Here is a 16316-nt window from a genome sequence, read left to right as displayed (position 1 = left end):
CCCTAAACCTCACTTCCGGAACACCGTGCAGCGCTCCTCGATGGCACACCGACGCCGACGTTCACCTTTTTCAGCGTGACGTCCGACGGTCGGGGCTCGATTCGAAATCTCAATCAGACAAAAATGTTCATTGGACGTATCCGTTGGCCGGCCCGATCTTGTTACATGGGCCTGACCACACCCACCGGACTCGGATCGTCCCCGCGCTGAACCTCACTGCTGACCACCGAACCAATCTACCGCCCACTCCGGCTACCTGACCAAAAAGGTTCATAGCCGTTGGGCATCACGGGAGTTGGGCAAGGGAAGCAATCTACCGCACCCGCCCCTCCCCCGCCGAATGCCCGGTTGACGGGGGTTCTCAGGGCTGGGAGACCCCTCCGGCGGCGGTCCGCGGTAGGTGCCGCCGATCCCGCGCCGGGTCGTAGAGATGGGACTGGGCGCACCGCTCCGGCTCGGCCAGCGCACGACCCACCAGGATGATCGCGGCCTGCCGCAGACCGGCCGCCTCCACCTGATCGGCGATGTCGGTGAGGGTCCCGCGCAGCACGAGCTGATCGGGCTGGGCGGCGCGATAGACCACCGCGACCGGACAGTCCGCGCCGTAGTCGGCGGTCAGTTCGGCGGCGAGCGGGCGGATCCGCGTCACGGCCAGGTGCAGGGCCAAGGTGGCCCGGGTGCGGGCGAAATTCGCCAGCGACTCCGAGGCGGGCATGGCCGTCGATCGGGCCTGGGTACGGGTGAGCACCACCGACTGCACCAGCTCCGGCACCGTCAATTCGGTACCGAGCAACGCGGCGGCGGCAGCGTAAGCGGGCACGCCCGGCGTGACATCCCACGGAACGCCGTGCGCGTCCAGCCGCCGAGTCTGCTCGGCCAGCGCCGAATATATCGACGGGTCACCGGAGCACAACCGCGCCACATCCTTGCCCTCGCCGTGTGCTCGCACACAATGCCCCACGATCTGGTCGAGATCGAGGCCCTGTGTGTCGATCATCTCGGCCCCCGGCGCACAGTGCCCCAGCACCTCGGGATCCAGATAGGTCCCCGCGTACAGACACACCGCGGCCTTCCCCAACAGCCGCACCGCCCGCACGGTCAACAGATCCGCCGCCCCCGGCCCGGCCCCGATGAAGTGCACGGTCATGCGGCGAGTCTAGGTCGGGGCGAGCGGGACCGCGGAGGCCACCTAGCCGGTCATGTCGAATCCGCCGAGGATCTTGGCGGGACGCAGGCGCACGACCAGTTCACCGGGCACGCCGTTGCGCTGGCCGAATTCCTCGGCCCGGTCGGGGCCCATGTACCGGGCGGCGATGGCGGTGGCCGTGCGGACCAGCTCGCCGGGATCTTCGGAGACCTCGGCGATGCCCTGCACCTGCAGGTAGCCGAACGGCGGCTCCTCCAGATCGACGCACAGGGCCAGGCGCGGGTCCCGCAGGATCGCCCGGCCCTTGGCGGTGCCCTTACCGGTGTTGAACACGAGTTCGTCGCCTTCGAGGATGAACCAGACGGGATTGATGACCGGCCGGCCGTCGGTGGCCACGAACGCGAGCTTGCCGGTGCGCGTACCGTGCGACAGGAACTCACGCACGCGAGGATCGGTGATAGAGGCCATGCCGCCAGCGTACGACCGCCACCCGGCGGATTCGTGGAACCGGCACTCCTCAGATCGCCCCGCGTTCTCGCGCCCGCGCCACGGCCGAGGTCCGCGATTTCACCCCCAGCTTCGAATAGATATGCACCAGATGGGATTTCACGGTCGTCTCACTGAGGAACAGCCGCTTGCCGATCTCGCGATTGGAGTGGCCGTCGGCGACCAGCCGCAGCACCTCGATCTCCCGGGGACTCAGCGTGGTATCCGGTGTGCGGACCCGGGTCATCAGGCGCGACGCCACCGACGGGGACAGCACGCTCTCCCCCGCGGCGGCCCCGCGCACGGCGGCCAGCAGTTCGGCGGGCGGCGTGTCCTTGAGGATGTAGCCGCAGGCGCCGGCCTCGATGGCGCCGAGGATGTCGGCGTCGGTGTCGTAGTTGGTGACCACCAGAACATTCGGCGGCGCGGGCGCGGCCCGCAGCGCACGGGTGGCGTCCACACCCGACTTACCCCGGCCGAAGCGAAGATCCATCAGCACCAGGTCGACTTCCGTTGCGGCACAGCAGGCTACGGTCTCCTCCGCGGTGGCGGCCTCGGCCACCACAGTGATGTCCGCAGCCGAGTCCAGCAGCGCGCGTAACCCGGCGCGGACGATCGCGTGATCGTCGGCGAGCAGCAGGCGGATCACGACGCATCCTCGAGCGGGAACGAGACCGTGACGGCGGTGTGGCCGGGTTCGGACTCCACGTTCATGCTCCCGCCCTGCTGTTCGACACGGCTGCGCATGGCATCCATACCGAACGTACCGCGCGCGAAAACCGTTGGGTCGATACCTGTTCCGTCGTCGACCACGTCGAGATGCACGGCGTCGTCGGCGTAGGTCAGCGTGATCCGCATCCGGCTCGCCGCCGCGTGCCGGATCACATTGGACACCGCCCCCTGCGCCACCCGGACCAGCGCCGCCTCGATCGGCATCGGCAATCGCTCGGGAGCGCCCTCCACCAGCAGCTGCGTCGCCAATCCCGGTGTGCTCGCGCGCTGCGCGATCCGGTCCAGCGCTTCGGTCAGCGATTGCCCCTCCAGCGCGGCGGGGGTGAGTTCGGCGATGAGCTGCCGGGTCTCGGCGAGGTTGTCGGCCGCCGTCTCGCGGGCCATCCGGATCTGTTGCAGGCCAGGGTGTTCCGGTCCGGAACGCTCGGCGGCGTGCAGCAGCAGCTGAATGCTGGACAGCCCCTGCGCCACGGTGTCGTGGATCTCCTGCGCCAGCCGCTGCCGCTCGGCCAGCTTGCCGGCCGTGCGTTCCTGTTCGGCCAGTGTGGCTCGGGCGGCGAGCAATTCGTCGATGAGCCGCTGCCGGTCGGCCGCCTCCCGGAACAGCGCCTGATAACCCAGCCCGATCGCGACGGCGACCAGCGCACCGAGCAGCGGACCCACCACACCGCCGATCGTCCAGCCCTTGTGCAGCGCGAACCCGACCACGGCCGCCGCGGTGGCCGCCGCGACCGCCGCCGCACCCCATACTCGCGGCAGCAGATGCAGATACAGGAAGAACATCCCGAACACGAGATACACCGCGTCCGGTGCGACGGCCACCAGCCCCAGCCACAGCACGGTGAGCAGACCCAGCCACACCCGCGCCGCCACGGGCCTGCCCCGCAATGCCGCCCCGGCGAAGTACACCACCAGAAACAGCACCGTCAGGGCGACCACACCCCACCGATGCCCCACCCCCGGCACCAGCGCCCGTCCGACCACGACCGCGCACAGCGCCACCATCAGCGCGTGCAGCCCGAGTTGCAGCGCGGCGAAGACGGGGGTCAGCGGCGAGCGGTGCACACCCGTCAGCTTATGCGCGGTTACCGCTGCGACGGCCGCAGCGCGGCGTACCAGTCCAGCAGGTCCGGATTGTCGACGGCGGTCCGTTCCACCACGCGCGCCGGGTCGGCGCCCTGGAACAGGCGTTTGATGGGCACCTCGAGCTTCTTGCCGGTGCGGGTGTGCGGGATGCCGGGGGCGAGGATGATCTCGTCCGGCACGTGGCGGCGTGAGACCTCGGTGCGGATCACCTCGGCGATGCGCTGTTTCAGGTCGTCGGTCAGCTCGGCGCCCGCGGCGAGCACCACGAACAGCGGCATCCAGTAGCCGCCGTCCGGCTGTTCCGCGCCGATCACCAGGGCCTCGGCGATCTCCGGAAGACGCTCCACGGCCTGGTAGATGTCGGCCGAGCCCATCCGGATGCCGTGCCGGTTCAACGTCGAATCCGAACGTCCGTGCACGACGATGCTGTCGCGCTCGGTCACGGTGATCCAGTCGCCGTGTCGCCACACACCCGGAAACATCTCGAAATACGCACCGCGATAACGGGATCCGTCCGGGTCCTGCCAGAACTTCACGGGCATCGACGGCATGGGCTCGGTGATGACCAGTTCACCGACCTCCCCGCGGATCGGGTGCCCCGTCGGGTCCCAGGCGTCGACGGCGGCGCCCAGGAACGGGACCGACAGTTCCCCCGGCCACACCGGAACCGTCCGCACGCCGCCGAGGAACGCCGACACCACATCGGTCCCACCGCTGATCGAGGCGACCTGCACCCGCTCACCGACATTGTCCCGCAACCACAGTGACGACGACGGCGGCAGCGAGGCCCCCGTGATGCCCACGGTCCGCAGCGGCGACAGGTCGTGGTCCGCCTTCGGCGACACACCGGCCTTGATACAGGACAGTACGTACCCCGGACTGCTGCCCAGCACGGTGGTCCGGGTGCGAGCGGCGATGTCCCACAGCGCATCCGGAGTGGGATGGCCGGGGCTGCCGTCGTAACAGACGATGGTGGCGCCGACCAGCAGCCCCGCGACCTGGAAGTTCCACATCATCCAGCTCGGGCTGGTGTACCAGAAGAAGGTGTCGTCGCGGCCGATATCGGACTGCAGCGCAACGGCTTTCAGGTGTTCGAGCAGCACGCCGCCGTGGCCGTGCACGATGCCCTTCGGCAGCCCGGTGGTCCCGGAGGAGTACAGAATCCACAGCGGATGATCGAAATCGACCTGGCCCGTGTCGATCTCGGTCGCCACCGGCTCGGTGATCCGCGCCCAGTCCGACGAGTTCGGCACCTCGCGACCGAGTCGTGACACCACCACCGTCTCCCGCAGTGTCGGCAGTCCGGCGCGCAGGTCGGCGATCTCGTCGGTCTTGTCGAAGACCTTCCCGCCGTAGTGATATCCGTCGGCGGTCACCAGCACGACGGGCTCGAGCTGGCCGAGCCGGTCCAGCGCCGCCTTCGCGGAATAGTCCTGCCCGCAGGCGCTCCAGACGGCCCCGAGCGCCGCCGTGGCCAGGAACGCGATCACGGCCTCGGGGATGTTGGGCAGGTAGCCGACGACCCGATCACCGGGCGCCACGCCCTGCGCACGGAGCACACCGGCGAAAGCCGCCGTGCGGCCGAGCAATTCGGCCCAGGAGACCTCGGTCAGCGACCCGTCCTCCCCGGCGTACACGATCGCGGGCCGATCCGTGCGCGCCTGCCGCACCACCTGGTCGACATAGTTCAGCCGGGTGCCCGGGAACCACCGCGCCCCCGGCATCTCCGCATCGGCGAGCACCTGCTCGGGCGGCTCACCGAGATCGAAGTACGCCCACAGCGCCGACCAGAATCCGGGCAGATCGGCCACCGACCACTGCCACAGCGTGCGGTAGTCGGGGAACTCCCGGCCCGTTCGCTCGCCTGCGAACCGAGCGAAGTCCGTCACCCGCGCGCCCGCGACGTCCTGCTCGCTCGGTACCCACTGCGGTTCCACCACGATCCGATCCTCCTACGACCCTGTCGGCCCGTCCAGCACGTCAGTCCCCGGACCCGGTGCGCTCGGCGCGATACACGATGCGTTCGGCGTGCAGGACGACCGGACCGTCCACCATGCGTCCCTCGAACGCGAACACGCCCCGGTTCTTCGGAACCTCCGCGAGTACTCTTCGCGCCCAAGCCAATTCGTCCGGCGCGGGCGCGTAGGCCGCACGAATGACGGGCAGCTGCCCGGGGTGGATGGCCACCTTGGCGTCGAAACCCACGGCCACCGCATCGTCGGATTCCGCGCGCAGTCCGTCCAGATCGCGGATGTCGAGATACACCGAGTCCAGGGCGAACTTGCCGTACGCCTTCGCGGCGAGCAGGCTCGTGGAGCGCACGTGTCGCGCCACGTCCCGGTAGCTGTTGTCGGCATGGCGGCTGGCATTGCCGCCCAGCGCCGCCACCAGATCCTCGGCGCCCCACATCACCCCGATCGCGTTGTCGACGTGCATGGCGTCGCCGATCCGCAGCGCCCCCATCGGCGACTCCACGAGCGCGATCACCTCACACTCGGTCAGGCTCGCGATCTGTTCCACCGCTTCGCATTTGGGCAGCATGAGGCGTCGATAGCGGGTGCCCGCCAGGGCCTTCAGATCGCGGGTGTGCTCCTCGGTGCCGTACGCGTTCACCCGCACCACCGTGCGCTCGGGGTCCAGCGGCGTATCGACGAGCGCCTGCCGGGCCGCCGCCTTGTCGCCCGGCGCCACACCGTCTTCCAGGTCCAGAATGACCACATCGGCTGCCGCGGCGGCCTTTTCGTAGCGTTCCGGACGATCCGCCGGGCAGAACAGCCATGCCGGGCCGGGCATCTCCCACGTCATCTGCGTGCCTTCCGCTCGTCAGTCCGGCTTCTTGCGGACCAGGGTCTTCCGGAACGCCGTCGCCACCACGTCGCCGTGCTGGTTGCGGCCGGTGTGCGCGAAGGTCACGATGCCCTCCCCCGGCCGGCTCTTGGATTCCCGCTTCTCGGTGACCACGGTCTCCGCGTACAGGGTGTCGCCGTGGAACAGCGGCTTGGGGAACGCGATATCGGAGAAACCGAGATTCGCGACGATGGTGCCCTGGGTCAGTTGCGTGATCGACAACCCGACCAGGGTGGACAGCGTGAACATGGAATTCACCAGCCGCTGATGGAAGGGCGGCTGCGCCTCGGCGAAGGCCGCGTCGAGATGCAGCGCTTGAGTATTCATGGTGACGGCCGTGAACAGCACGTTGTCGGCCTCGGTGATGGTGCGGCCGGGCCGGTGCTCGTACAGCACATCGGTGTCGAATTCCTCGAACCACAGCCCGCGCTGCACCACCCGGCGCAATTGCTCGCTCACAATCCCAGCTCCCGTCCGATCAGCATGAGCTGCACCTCCGTGGTGCCCTCGCCGATTTCCAGAATCTTGCTGTCGCGGTAGTGCCGGGCCACAGCATATTCGTTCATGAAGCCGTAGCCGCCGAATACCTGAGTGGCGTCGCGGGCATTGTCCATCGCGGCCTCGCTGGCGACGAGTTTCGCGATCGCGGCCTGCTTCTTGAACGGTTTGCCCGCCAGCATCAGCGCGGCCGCGTCGTAGTAGGCGGCACGGGCGGCGTGCGCCCGCGCCTCCATGCGCGCGATCTTGAAGGCGATGGCCTGGTTGCGCCCGATCGCCTGCCCGAACGCGTCGCGCTCGTGCGCGTAGCGGACGCTCTCGTCCACGCAGCCCTGCGCCGCGCCGACCGCGAGCGCGGCGATGGCGATGCGGCCCTCGTCGAGGATGCGCAAGAAGTTGGCGTACCCGCGGCCGCGCTCGCCGAGCAGATTCTCCTGCGGCACACGGACATCGGAGAAGCTGAGCGGATGGGTGTCCGAGGCGTTCCAGCCGACCTTGTTGTAGGCGGGTTCGGCGACGAAGCCCGGCGTACCGGCCGGCACCAGGATGGTGGAGATCTCCTTCCGGCCGCCCGCCTCCCCGGTCACCGCGGTCACGGTCACCAGGCGGGTGATGTCGGTACCGGAGTTGGTGATGAACTGCTTGCTGCCGTTGATGATCCAGTCGTCACCGTCGAGCACGGCGGTGGTCCGGGTGCCGCCCGCGTCACTGCCCGCGCCCGGCTCGGTGAGCCCGAAGCCCGCCAGCGCACGGCCGGAGGTCAACTGCGGCAACCACTCCTGCTTCTGCTTGTCGTTGCCGAAGCGGTAGATCGGCATGGCGCCCAGCGAGACGCCGGCCTCCAGGGTGATCGCCACGCTCTGGTCGACCTTGCCGAGCTCCTCCAGCGCCAGGCACAGCGCGAAGTAGTCGCCGCCCATGCCGCCGTACTCCTCCGGGAACGGCAGGCCGAACAGGCCCATCTCCGCCATGCCGGCCACCACCTCGTACGGAAAGCTGTGCTCCGCATCGTGTTTCGCGGCGACCGGGGCGACCACCTGGCGCGCGAACTCCCGGACGGTCAGCGCGAGGTCCCGGTATTCGTCGGGCAGGGTGCCGGTGGACAGGAAGTCGGTCATGCGCGGTGTTCCTCTGGTTCAGCGGTCGGCGATTCGTTGTGTTCGGGGTCGGCGGCGGGGACGATGCGGGCCAGCACCTGGTCCACCTGGACCTGACGGCCCGAATCCACCAGCAGCTCAACGGTTCCCGCGATCGGGGCGGTGAGGGTGTGCTCCATCTTCATGGCCTCGACGACCACGACCGGCGCGCCCGCCGGTACCACCGCACCGGCCGTGGCCGGAACCGCGATCACCGTGCCCGGCATCGGACTGCGTATCTCGGCGTCGCCCACCTGCGCGGCGTCGGCCCGCGGATCGGCCTCGGCCAGTTCGCGCAGCGTCGCGGTGCCGCCGGAGTCGGCCACCCACAGCTGACCGTCGTGTTCGGCCACCCGGACGCGGCGGCGCACGCCGTCGAGGGTCAGGGTGAGCACGTCGCCGTCGAGAACGGCGGCGAGAGAACGAGTTTCGCCGTCTTCCACCCGGACCTCGGCCGCGGCCGGGACGCCGGTCAGGTACACGTGCGCGGTGCGGTCGCCGCCGGTCAACCGGATGGCGGTCGGCGCGGGCACACCCATTCGCCAGCCGCTCGGGAGTTCCCACGGGTCGCCGGGGGCGCCGGGCCAGGTCCGCAGCCAGCGCAGCGCGGCCGCGGCGACGAACTGTTCGTCGGAGACCGGGGCGGGCCGGAAGTCCGCCGCCCGCCGGTCCAGCAGGCCGGTGTCCAGCCGTCCCGCGAGCACATCGGCGTCGGCGAGCAGGAAGCGCAGGAAGTCGGTGTTCGTCCGTACGCCCAGCACGAGCGTGTCGGCCAGGGCGCGGTCGAGCCCGGCCAACGCCTCGGCGCGGTTCGGCGCGTAGGCGATCACCTTCGACAGCATGGGGTCGTAATCGCTGCCGACCGAGGTGCCCACCCGCAGGCCCGAATCCACCCGCACGCCGGTGCCTTCCGGCTCCGCCAGGGCCAGCACCGTGCCGCCGGTGGGCAGGAAGTCGCGGCCCGGGTCCTCGGCGTAGACGCGCGCCTCGACGGCGTGACCCGACATCCGGACGTCCTCCTGCGCGACCGCGAGCTTCTGCCCAGCCGCCACGCGCACCTGGCATTCGACCAGATCGACACCGGTGATCATCTCGGTGACCGGGTGCTCGACCTGCAGCCGGGTGTTCATCTCCATGAAGAAGAACTCGTCGGGGCGGTCGGCGGACACGATGAACTCGACCGTGCCCGCGCCCACGTAGTCGACACTGCGCGCGGTATTGCACGCGGCCGCGCCGATGCGCGCCCTGGTCTCGGCGTCCAGCAGCGGCGACGGCGCCTCCTCGATCACCTTCTGGTGCCGGCGCTGCAGGCTGCATTCCCGTTCGCCGAGGTGCAGCACCTGGCCGTACCGGTCGGCCAGAATCTGTACCTCGATGTGGCGGGGACGCGTGACGAACCGCTCCAGGAACAGGGTGTCGTCGCCGAAGGACGCCGCTGCCTCGCGGCGGGCGCTGCGTAGCGCCTCGGGCAGCTGCCCCGGCTCGTGCACCAGGCGCATGCCCTTACCGCCACCGCCCGCGGACGGCTTCACCAGTACCGGATATCCGATATCGGTTGCCGCGTCGATCAATTCGGCGTCGGTGAGGCCCGGCCGGGCGATGCCGGGCACCACCGGCACGCCGAAGTCGGCGACCGCGTTCTTGGCCGCGATCTTGTCGCCCATGATCTCGATGGCGCGGGTGGGCGGGCCCAGGAACACCAGGCCCGCTCGTGCCAGCGCCGCCGCGAACCGCGAATTCTCCGACAGGAAGCCGTATCCGGGATGAACCGCCTGTGCCCCCGTGCGCACGGCGGCGTCGACCACGCGATCGATATCCAGGTAGCTCTCCCGCGCCGGCGCCGGGCCCAGCCGCACCGCGGTATCGGCCTCGTGCACGTGGCGGGCGTCGGCGTCGGCGTCGCTGTAGACCGCGACCGACCGAATTCCCATGGCGCGCAGGGTCCGGATCACCCGGACCGCGATCTCGCCGCGGTTGGCGACCAGCACCGTGTCGAACGGCACCGGAACGTTGTTCAGCATCATCATCACATCCGGAAGACGCCGTAGGAAACGGGCTCGAGCGGCGCCTGTGCGCACACCGAGAGGGCAAGTCCCAGTACGGTTCTGGTGTCGGCCGGGTCGATCACGCCGTCGTCCCACAACCGTGCGGTGGAGTAGTACGGATTGCCCTGCAACTCGTACTGCTCGCGGATGGGCGCCTTGAACGCCTCCTGATCCGCGGCGCTCCAGGCCTCGCCGAGCTGATCGCCGCGGACGGTGGCCAGCACCGAGGCGGCCTGCTCGCCGCCCATGACCGAGATCCGCGCATTCGGCCACATCCACAGGAAGCGCGGCGAATACGCGCGCCCGCACATCGAGTAGTTGCCCGCGCCGTAGGAGCCGCCGATCACCACCGTCAGCTTCGGCACGCGGGCGCAGGCGACCGCGGTCACCATCTTCGCGCCGTGTTTGGCGATGCCGCCCGCCTCGTAGTCGCGACCGACCATGAAGCCCGTGATGTTCTGCAGGAACAGCAGCGGAACCGACCGCTTGTCGCACAGCTCGATGAAATGCGCTCCCTTGACCGCGGATTCGCCGAACAGCACGCCGTTGTTGGCCACGATGCCCACCGGATGACCGTGGATGCGCGCGAACCCGGTGACCAGCGTGCGCCCGTACTCGGCCTTGAACTCGGCGAACTCGCCGCCGTCGACCACCCGGGCGATCACCTCGCGCACGTCGTAGGGCGTGCGCAGGTCGACCGGCACCACATCGTAGAGATCCGTCTGCGGCGCAACGGGTTCCACCGGCGGCGCCACGTCCCACGGCCGCGGCGCCTTGGGTCCGAGGGTGCTCACGATCCGGCGCACGATGCGCAGCGCGTCCTGGTCGTTGTCGGCGAGATGGTCGGTGACACCCGAGATCCGGGAATGCAATTCGCCGCCGCCGAGTTCCTCGGCGGTGACCACCTCACCGGTCGCGGCCTTCACCAGCGGCGGGCCGCCGAGGAAGATCGTGCCCTGGTTGCGCACGATCACCGCCTCGTCGCTCATCGCCGGGACGTACGCGCCGCCCGCGGTGCAGGAGCCGAGCACGGCCGCGATCTGCGGGATGCCGGCGGCGCTCATGGTCGCCTGGTTGTAGAAGATGCGGCCGAAGTGCTCGCGGTCCGGGAACACCTCGTCCTGGCGGGGCAGGAACGCGCCGCCGGAATCGACCAGATAGAGGCACGGCAGGTGGTTCTGCAGCGCCACCTCCTGGGCACGCAGGTGCTTCTTCACCGTCATCGGGTAGTAGGTGCCGCCCTTGACGGTGGCGTCGTTGGCGACGATCACGCATTCGCGTCCCGAGACCCGCCCGATGCCGGTGATGATGCCCGCGCCCGGACAGTCGTCGTCGTACATGCCCGTGGCGGCCAGCGGCGACAGCTCCAGAAACGGGCTGCCCTGGTCGAGCAGCTGACCGACCCGCTCGCGCGGCAGCAGCTTGCCGCGGGCCACGTGCCGCTCGCGGGCCTTGGCCGGGCCGCCGAACGCGTTCGCCGCCAGGCGCGCACGCAGATCGTCCACCAGCGCCAGATGCGCGGCGCGGTTGCCGGTCTCGGCCGAGCGCACCCCGTCCTGCGTAACCGTCATCACGCCATCCTGCCCGATTGGTTAATCGCCAATAACTGGAATTTAAGATAACCTTCATTAACCGAGCTGTCCATACCGGCCAAATGGAGGCGCGATGACCAGCAGTGATGCCAGCGCGCCCACGCGTCGCGAGCAGTTGAAGGCGCAGCGGAGACAGCAGTTGCTGGAAGCGGGAGCGCGGCTGATCGCGGACCGCGGCTTCCCCGGCGTCCGGCTCGACGACCTGGGCGCGGCGGCCGGCATCAGCGGCCCGGCGGTGTATCGCCACTTCCCCAGCAAGGAGGCCCTGCTGGTGGAGTTGCTGGTCGGGGTCAGCCAGCGATTGCTGGCGGGCGGCGAAGCCGTTGTCGCACAGTTCGATTCACCGCGCGAGGCACTGTCGCGCCTGATCGACTTCCATCTCGATTTCGCCCTGGGCGAGCCGGATCTGATCCGCATCCAGGACCGCGATCTGGAGAATCTGCCCGAGGCGGCCCGCCGCCAGGTGCGCCGCACCCAGCGTCAGTACGTCGAACTCTGGGTTTCCGTCCTGTGCCGGTTGCATCCGGAGTTGCCCGAGCCGACCGCCCGCGTCCAGGCGCACGCCGTATTCGGGCTGATCAACTCGACGCCGCACAGCGCCTCCGCGGCCCTGGCCACGCGGGCCCGTCCCATCCTGCGCCGGATGGCCACGGCCGCGCTGGCGTGAGTTCCGGCGCGGGCCGAGGTCAGCGACGCAGTTCGCGTTCGGCCGTGGACAGCACCGAGTGGATGCCGAGCACCACCAGCGGCGCCAGGCCGACGGTGTACATATCAGCGAAAAACGGTGCGGCGACCTCGAATTGGGCATGCCACCGCACCCTGGTCCCGCCCTCGACCGGATCGAACCGCAGTACACCGTCCTGAGATCGCAACGGCGGGAACGAATTCAGTATCCGGTACCGCATCAGCCGGGGCGGATCGTATTCGACGATCTCCTCCGAGAGCCGCAGCAGCGGCGTCACCACCAGCCGGACCGCGCCGACGCCGTGTTCGGCGACATTTCCGGGTCGCACCAGGGTGACCCGTCGCACCAGGGGTACGCGCTGGAAGTTCGTCGCATCGGTGAGCCAGTCGAACACGTCGGCAACCGGCGCCTGGATGGTGCGTTCCAGGTCCACCTTGCGCATCCGTACTCCGTTCGGGCTGTGAGGGTGTGGGACTCGCAGAGCCTACGGCTCGAATCCGGCGCGCAACCAGGTTCTCGGTCCGAACCGATGCGATTTCGATACTCCCCGTGACCAGTAGGAGTACCGAACGGTGACCAACGCCCGTTCAATACGGACATTACGGACACCTCGGTCCGGGATGCCAACTCGCACAGCACTTCTCGCGTGACGCAACCGTAACTGACCCAGACGGCGATCACGCCACCGCCGGGACTCGGTCAGATCAGCTCCCGCCGCTTGCGCAGTCGCCGCCGCACGTCTCGCATCATCGTCTTGGTGCCGAAGAAGCGAATGAACTTGGGAATGAAGCGATTGACGAAGCCGACGAACAGGAACAGATGCTCGAACCGGCGCTGATCGGCCGCCGACCACTCGATGCCCATCTGCTCGCGGAAATACGGCGGCAGGTAGCCCGCGGTGAGGAACCGCAGCAGCCCGCCGAAGAAGATCCGCATGTACCAGTGGATCATCCGCAGATGCAGCAGGTCGTCGAGGTAGGCGTGCACCTTCTCATCGATGACGATCTGCTCGCACGCCGCGTTCCAGTAGTCGTCGAACGCCGCGCGGGTGGGCGGCCACATCTCCTCGCGCACCTGCAGCGTGGTGCCGAGCGTGGCGGAGGTCTGATAGAAGTCCTCGGCCTGCGACGGACTCATCTTCCCGTGCAACAGCTGGTAGGAGTCCTCGAAGCCGATGTAGAGGCAGGCCGCCACCCACATCTGCAGATCGCGATCGAAGGCGTTGTACCGCACCGCGGCGCCCGGCTCGGAGTGCACCTGCCGGTGCGCGACGTTGACCGCCTCGCGGAACGCCGTCTTCTCCGCATCGCTGCCCAGGATCGCCACGGCCAGATACGACGCCGTGGTTCGCAGCCGTTTCCACGGATGCACCAGCAGCGCACCGGATTCGACCTTGGAATCGGCGACCCCGTGTCCCACTCCCGGCCGCGCCATCTGCATGGCCACATTCGCCGCGGCGCCCGAGAACTGCCAGAAGTCGAGCGCATCCTGTAGCCGCGGGGGCCGCTTGGTCTCCGGCCGGTGGACGGCCGGGATAGGGATGCGGGTCCGCTCGGTGGTCAGCGGGACCGAGAGCTGCGTTGCCGCGGTCATACCAGTTCTTCCCTCCCGCCGGGCTGTCCGGCACACTCGTATGTTACTGGCGATTCTGTTCTAAGTGAACCTGTTCGATAAGAACTCTCGATAACTTCCCCCTCTCCATGCCGTACCGGACGGTTAAGTTGTTGGCTGACCAGCTGATGTTTCCGGGTTTCCGGAAAAACGTATCCATATTTGAGAATCATCAGTAACATACTCAGCCGCGGCCACTGCTGTCCCGCACGGGGGCGGTGGCGCTGGTACGCGAAAGGACCAAGCCACCATGCTCAAACGCCTGGATCGGCTGCTCAGCTACGAGATGAAGGTCTCGGAGTTCCTCGGCACGCTGATCATCCTCGGCATCCCGTACGGGATCGTCGGAGTCGTCTGGACCCTCACGCACACCTCGCACCTGAAACAACTGCACGGCATCGACGTCGTGATCTCGTTCCTCGGGTCCATCGTGTGCTGGCCGGTGCTCACCTTCTCGAATGTGTGCATGACCTGATGATGGCGCTGGTGTGGCTCATCGACATCCTGGTGCTCGGCGTCAAGATCCTCGGTGGCCGGACGGAAGTGAATCCTGTTCTGCGCGTGGGCCTCTGGGTCGCCGTGCTGTCCGTGCTCGTGGCCGGCGCCGCGGTCCTGGGCGGACTGCTGGTGCTGCTACAGCACTGGCTGACCGAGCCGGCCTGACCGGCATGCGAAGAAAGGATCGGTGCCGGTGACGACGACTCGGCCCACGGAACAACGGCGACCGGTGGAACCCTGGCAGGAATACGACGAGGGTGAGCTGCGGCGGATCACCGGAATCGCCGCCGGCCTGTGGCAGCGCCATCCGCAGCGGTCCCTGGAAACCCTCGGACGGCAGGTGCTGCTCGGGCGCGCTGCCTTCGTGCAACTCTTGGTCTCGCTGGTGCGGCGCAGGTTTCCGTACCAGGAGTTCATCAAGCAGTGCGCGTTCATGGCGAACGTGTCCGCGGCGCCGACGGTATTCGTCGCGATCCCCATCGCGGTCGTGGTGTCCATCCAGGTCGGCGCGCTCGTCGATCAGGTCGGCGCGACCACGTTCATCGGCGCGGTGGCCGGGCTCGGCATCATCCGCCAGGGTGCGCCGCTGGTGTCCGCCTTGATGATCGCGGGCGCGGTCGGCTCGGCGATCACCGCCGACCTCGGATCCCGCACCATCCGCGAGGAGATCGACGCGATGATGGTGATGGGCGTCGACCCGGTGCGGCGGCTGGTGGCGCCGCGCCTGGCCGCGGCGGTGCTGGTGAGCATGCTGCTGTGCGGGTTCGTGGTCTTCGTCGGCTTCGCGACCGCCTACATGTTCAATGTGTACGCGCAGTCGGGGACGCCGGGCTCGTTCATCGGCTCGTTCGCCTCCTTCGCCGTCGCCACCGATCTGCTGATAGCACTGGCCAAGGCCGCGATCTTCGGGGTGCTGACCGCGGTCATCGCCTGCGATGTGGGCCTGCACACCCGCGGCGGGCCCGCCGGGGTGGCCAATTCGGTCAACTCCGCCGTGGTCACCTCGGCGCTGATGTTGTTCGCCACCAACATCATTCTCACCCAGCTGGCCAATACGCTCTTTCCGGCGAAGGTGGTCTGAGATGGCCAGTTCCTACATTCCGCCCGCGGCGCGGCCGCTGCGCGTCGTCGGCCAGGCGGCGCTGGTTCCGGTGCAGGCCAACCAGCGGCTCGGTCACCAGGCGCTCACCTTCTTCCAGGCGCTCGGCGCGATTCCGTTCGTGCTGAAGCACTATCGCAAAGAGGTGGCCCGGCTGATCGCCGACGTCAGCTGGGGGAACGGGTCGCTGATCGTCGGCGGCGGCACCGTCGGCGTGGTGCTCGTGCTGTGCAGTTTCGGCGGGATCATCGTCGGGATGGAGTCGTTCACGGCGCTGAACCTGCTCACCATGAGCCCGCTCACCGGCGCCATCTCCGGCTTCGCCACCACCCGCGAGCTGGGCCCGATTCTCGCGACACTGGCCTTCGCCATTCAGGCGGGGTGCCGGTTCACCGCGCAGCTGGGCTCGATGCGCATCTCGGAGGAGATCGACGCGCTGGAGTCGTGCGCGATCCGGCCGCTGCCCTACCTGGTCAGCACCCGGATGTTCGCCGCCACGGTGACGATCGTGCCGCTGTACACCGTCGGCCTGGCCACGGCCTACCTGATGACCAAGGTGACCGTGCTGTTCCTCGGCGGCACCACCGCGGGCACCTACGACCACTACTTCTTCCAGTTCCTGCTGGGTCCGGACGTGTTCTTTTCGCTGCTGAAGGTCGTGGTGTTCACGCTGCTGGCCACGTTCATCCAGTGCTACTACGGCTACGTCGCCACCGGGGGCCCGGAGGGCGTGGGTACGGCCGCCGGGCGGGCCATCAAGATGGTGATCGTCGTGATGGTGTTCGCCAATCTTTTTCTCACACTTGCTATTTGGGGCATCGACCCCGGTTTCCGGATTTCCGGTTAGGAGGCGC

At 68.6% G+C, this 16316-nt stretch carries 17 protein-coding genes; 5 read left to right on the top strand and 12 right to left on the bottom strand.

All coding sequences use genetic code 11. From position 1 onward, the window contains the following. Nucleotides 1-361: 361 nt before the first annotated feature. From cobM to ACFMRZ_RS26590, 10 genes are read right to left on the bottom strand one after another with little or no spacing between them, the layout of a single operon-like run. Nucleotides 362-1147, bottom strand: a complete 786-nt coding sequence (gene cobM, locus ACFMRZ_RS26635) for a precorrin-4 C(11)-methyltransferase (protein WP_280274642.1) — start codon at nt 1145-1147, stop codon at nt 362-364. A 42-nt stretch (nt 1148-1189) separates the two neighbouring features. Then, the gene (locus ACFMRZ_RS26630) at nt 1190-1615 is read right to left on the bottom strand and encodes a PPOX class F420-dependent oxidoreductase (protein WP_400181191.1); all 426 of its coding nucleotides are present in this window, start codon (nt 1613-1615) and stop codon (nt 1190-1192) included. Nucleotides 1616-1664: 49 nt separating this feature from the next. Further along, nucleotides 1665-2282, bottom strand: a complete 618-nt coding sequence (locus tag ACFMRZ_RS26625; protein ID WP_400181190.1) for a response regulator — start codon at nt 2280-2282, stop codon at nt 1665-1667. Next, the gene (locus tag ACFMRZ_RS26620; RefSeq protein ID WP_400181189.1) at nt 2279-3430 is read right to left on the bottom strand and encodes a sensor histidine kinase; all 1152 of its coding nucleotides are present in this window, start codon (nt 3428-3430) and stop codon (nt 2279-2281) included. The genes ACFMRZ_RS26625 and ACFMRZ_RS26620 overlap by 4 nt, the downstream gene beginning before the upstream one ends. Before the next feature lie 20 nt (nt 3431-3450). Beyond that, nucleotides 3451-5391 (bottom strand): acetoacetate--CoA ligase, encoded by a 1941-nt coding sequence (locus tag ACFMRZ_RS26615; protein ID WP_400181188.1) that lies wholly within the window; start codon nt 5389-5391, stop codon nt 3451-3453. 40 nt (nt 5392-5431) lie between these two features. After that, nucleotides 5432-6256 (bottom strand): HpcH/HpaI aldolase/citrate lyase family protein, encoded by an 825-nt coding sequence (locus ACFMRZ_RS26610; RefSeq protein WP_400181187.1) that lies wholly within the window; start codon nt 6254-6256, stop codon nt 5432-5434. Nucleotides 6257-6274: 18 nt separating this feature from the next. Further along, the gene (locus ACFMRZ_RS26605) at nt 6275-6757 is read right to left on the bottom strand and encodes a MaoC family dehydratase (protein WP_400181186.1); all 483 of its coding nucleotides are present in this window, start codon (nt 6755-6757) and stop codon (nt 6275-6277) included. Further along, complete coding sequence (locus tag ACFMRZ_RS26600; protein WP_280364207.1) at nt 6754-7914, bottom strand: acyl-CoA dehydrogenase family protein; 1161 nt, start codon at nt 7912-7914, stop codon at nt 6754-6756. Before ACFMRZ_RS26600 ends, ACFMRZ_RS26605 begins: the two co-directional genes overlap by 4 nt. Continuing rightward, nucleotides 7911-9956, bottom strand: a complete 2046-nt coding sequence (locus ACFMRZ_RS26595; protein WP_400182978.1) for a biotin carboxylase N-terminal domain-containing protein — start codon at nt 9954-9956, stop codon at nt 7911-7913. Before ACFMRZ_RS26595 ends, ACFMRZ_RS26600 begins: the two co-directional genes overlap by 4 nt. A gap of 2 nt (nt 9957-9958) precedes the next feature. Continuing rightward, nucleotides 9959-11548 (bottom strand): carboxyl transferase domain-containing protein, encoded by a 1590-nt coding sequence (locus ACFMRZ_RS26590; RefSeq protein WP_400181185.1) that lies wholly within the window; start codon nt 11546-11548, stop codon nt 9959-9961. Between the two features lie 94 nt (nt 11549-11642). Here ACFMRZ_RS26590 and ACFMRZ_RS26585 point away from each other — a divergent pair, with 94 nt between their 5' ends. Next, the gene (locus ACFMRZ_RS26585) at nt 11643-12236 is read left to right on the top strand and encodes a TetR/AcrR family transcriptional regulator (protein ID WP_400181184.1); all 594 of its coding nucleotides are present in this window, start codon (nt 11643-11645) and stop codon (nt 12234-12236) included. A 19-nt stretch (nt 12237-12255) separates the two neighbouring features. Here ACFMRZ_RS26585 and ACFMRZ_RS26580 read toward each other — a convergent pair whose 3' ends face one another. Continuing rightward, nucleotides 12256-12696 carry an SRPBCC family protein gene (locus ACFMRZ_RS26580; protein WP_280274652.1) on the bottom strand — a complete coding sequence of 147 codons (441 nt, stop codon included), beginning with the start codon at nt 12694-12696 and terminating at the stop codon, nt 12256-12258. A gap of 257 nt (nt 12697-12953) precedes the next feature. After that, nucleotides 12954-13847 (bottom strand): oxygenase MpaB family protein, encoded by an 894-nt coding sequence (locus ACFMRZ_RS26575; protein WP_400181183.1) that lies wholly within the window; start codon nt 13845-13847, stop codon nt 12954-12956. 268 nt (nt 13848-14115) lie between these two features. Between ACFMRZ_RS26575 and ACFMRZ_RS26570 the strand changes: the two genes are divergently transcribed. The 4 genes from ACFMRZ_RS26570 (at nt 14116) to ACFMRZ_RS26555 (ending at nt 16309) form a co-directional block, all read left to right on the top strand. Beyond that, on the top strand, nt 14116-14340 hold the full coding sequence (locus ACFMRZ_RS26570) for a hypothetical protein (RefSeq protein WP_280274654.1): 225 nt from the start codon (nt 14116-14118) through the stop codon (nt 14338-14340). Then, a complete protein-coding gene (locus tag ACFMRZ_RS26565) occupies nt 14340-14528 on the top strand; it encodes a hypothetical protein (protein WP_400181182.1) in 189 nt (62 codons plus the stop codon). The genes ACFMRZ_RS26570 and ACFMRZ_RS26565 overlap by 1 nt, the downstream gene beginning before the upstream one ends. Nucleotides 14529-14592: 64 nt before the next feature. Further along, entirely contained in the window at nt 14593-15444 is an 852-nt protein-coding gene (locus ACFMRZ_RS26560) for an MlaE family ABC transporter permease (RefSeq protein ID WP_400182977.1), read from the top strand. A gap of 1 nt (nt 15445) precedes the next feature. Continuing rightward, complete coding sequence (locus tag ACFMRZ_RS26555; protein ID WP_280364200.1) at nt 15446-16309, top strand: ABC transporter permease; 864 nt, start codon at nt 15446-15448, stop codon at nt 16307-16309. Nucleotides 16310-16316: the final 7 nt, after the last annotated feature.

The organism is Nocardia sp. N2S4-5, from assembly GCF_044628355.1.
Lineage (GTDB): Bacteria > Actinomycetota > Actinomycetes > Mycobacteriales > Mycobacteriaceae > Nocardia > Nocardia wallacei_B.
The sequence above is the reverse complement of the archived record's forward strand: the minus strand, read 5'-3'. Positions and strand labels throughout refer to the sequence as shown.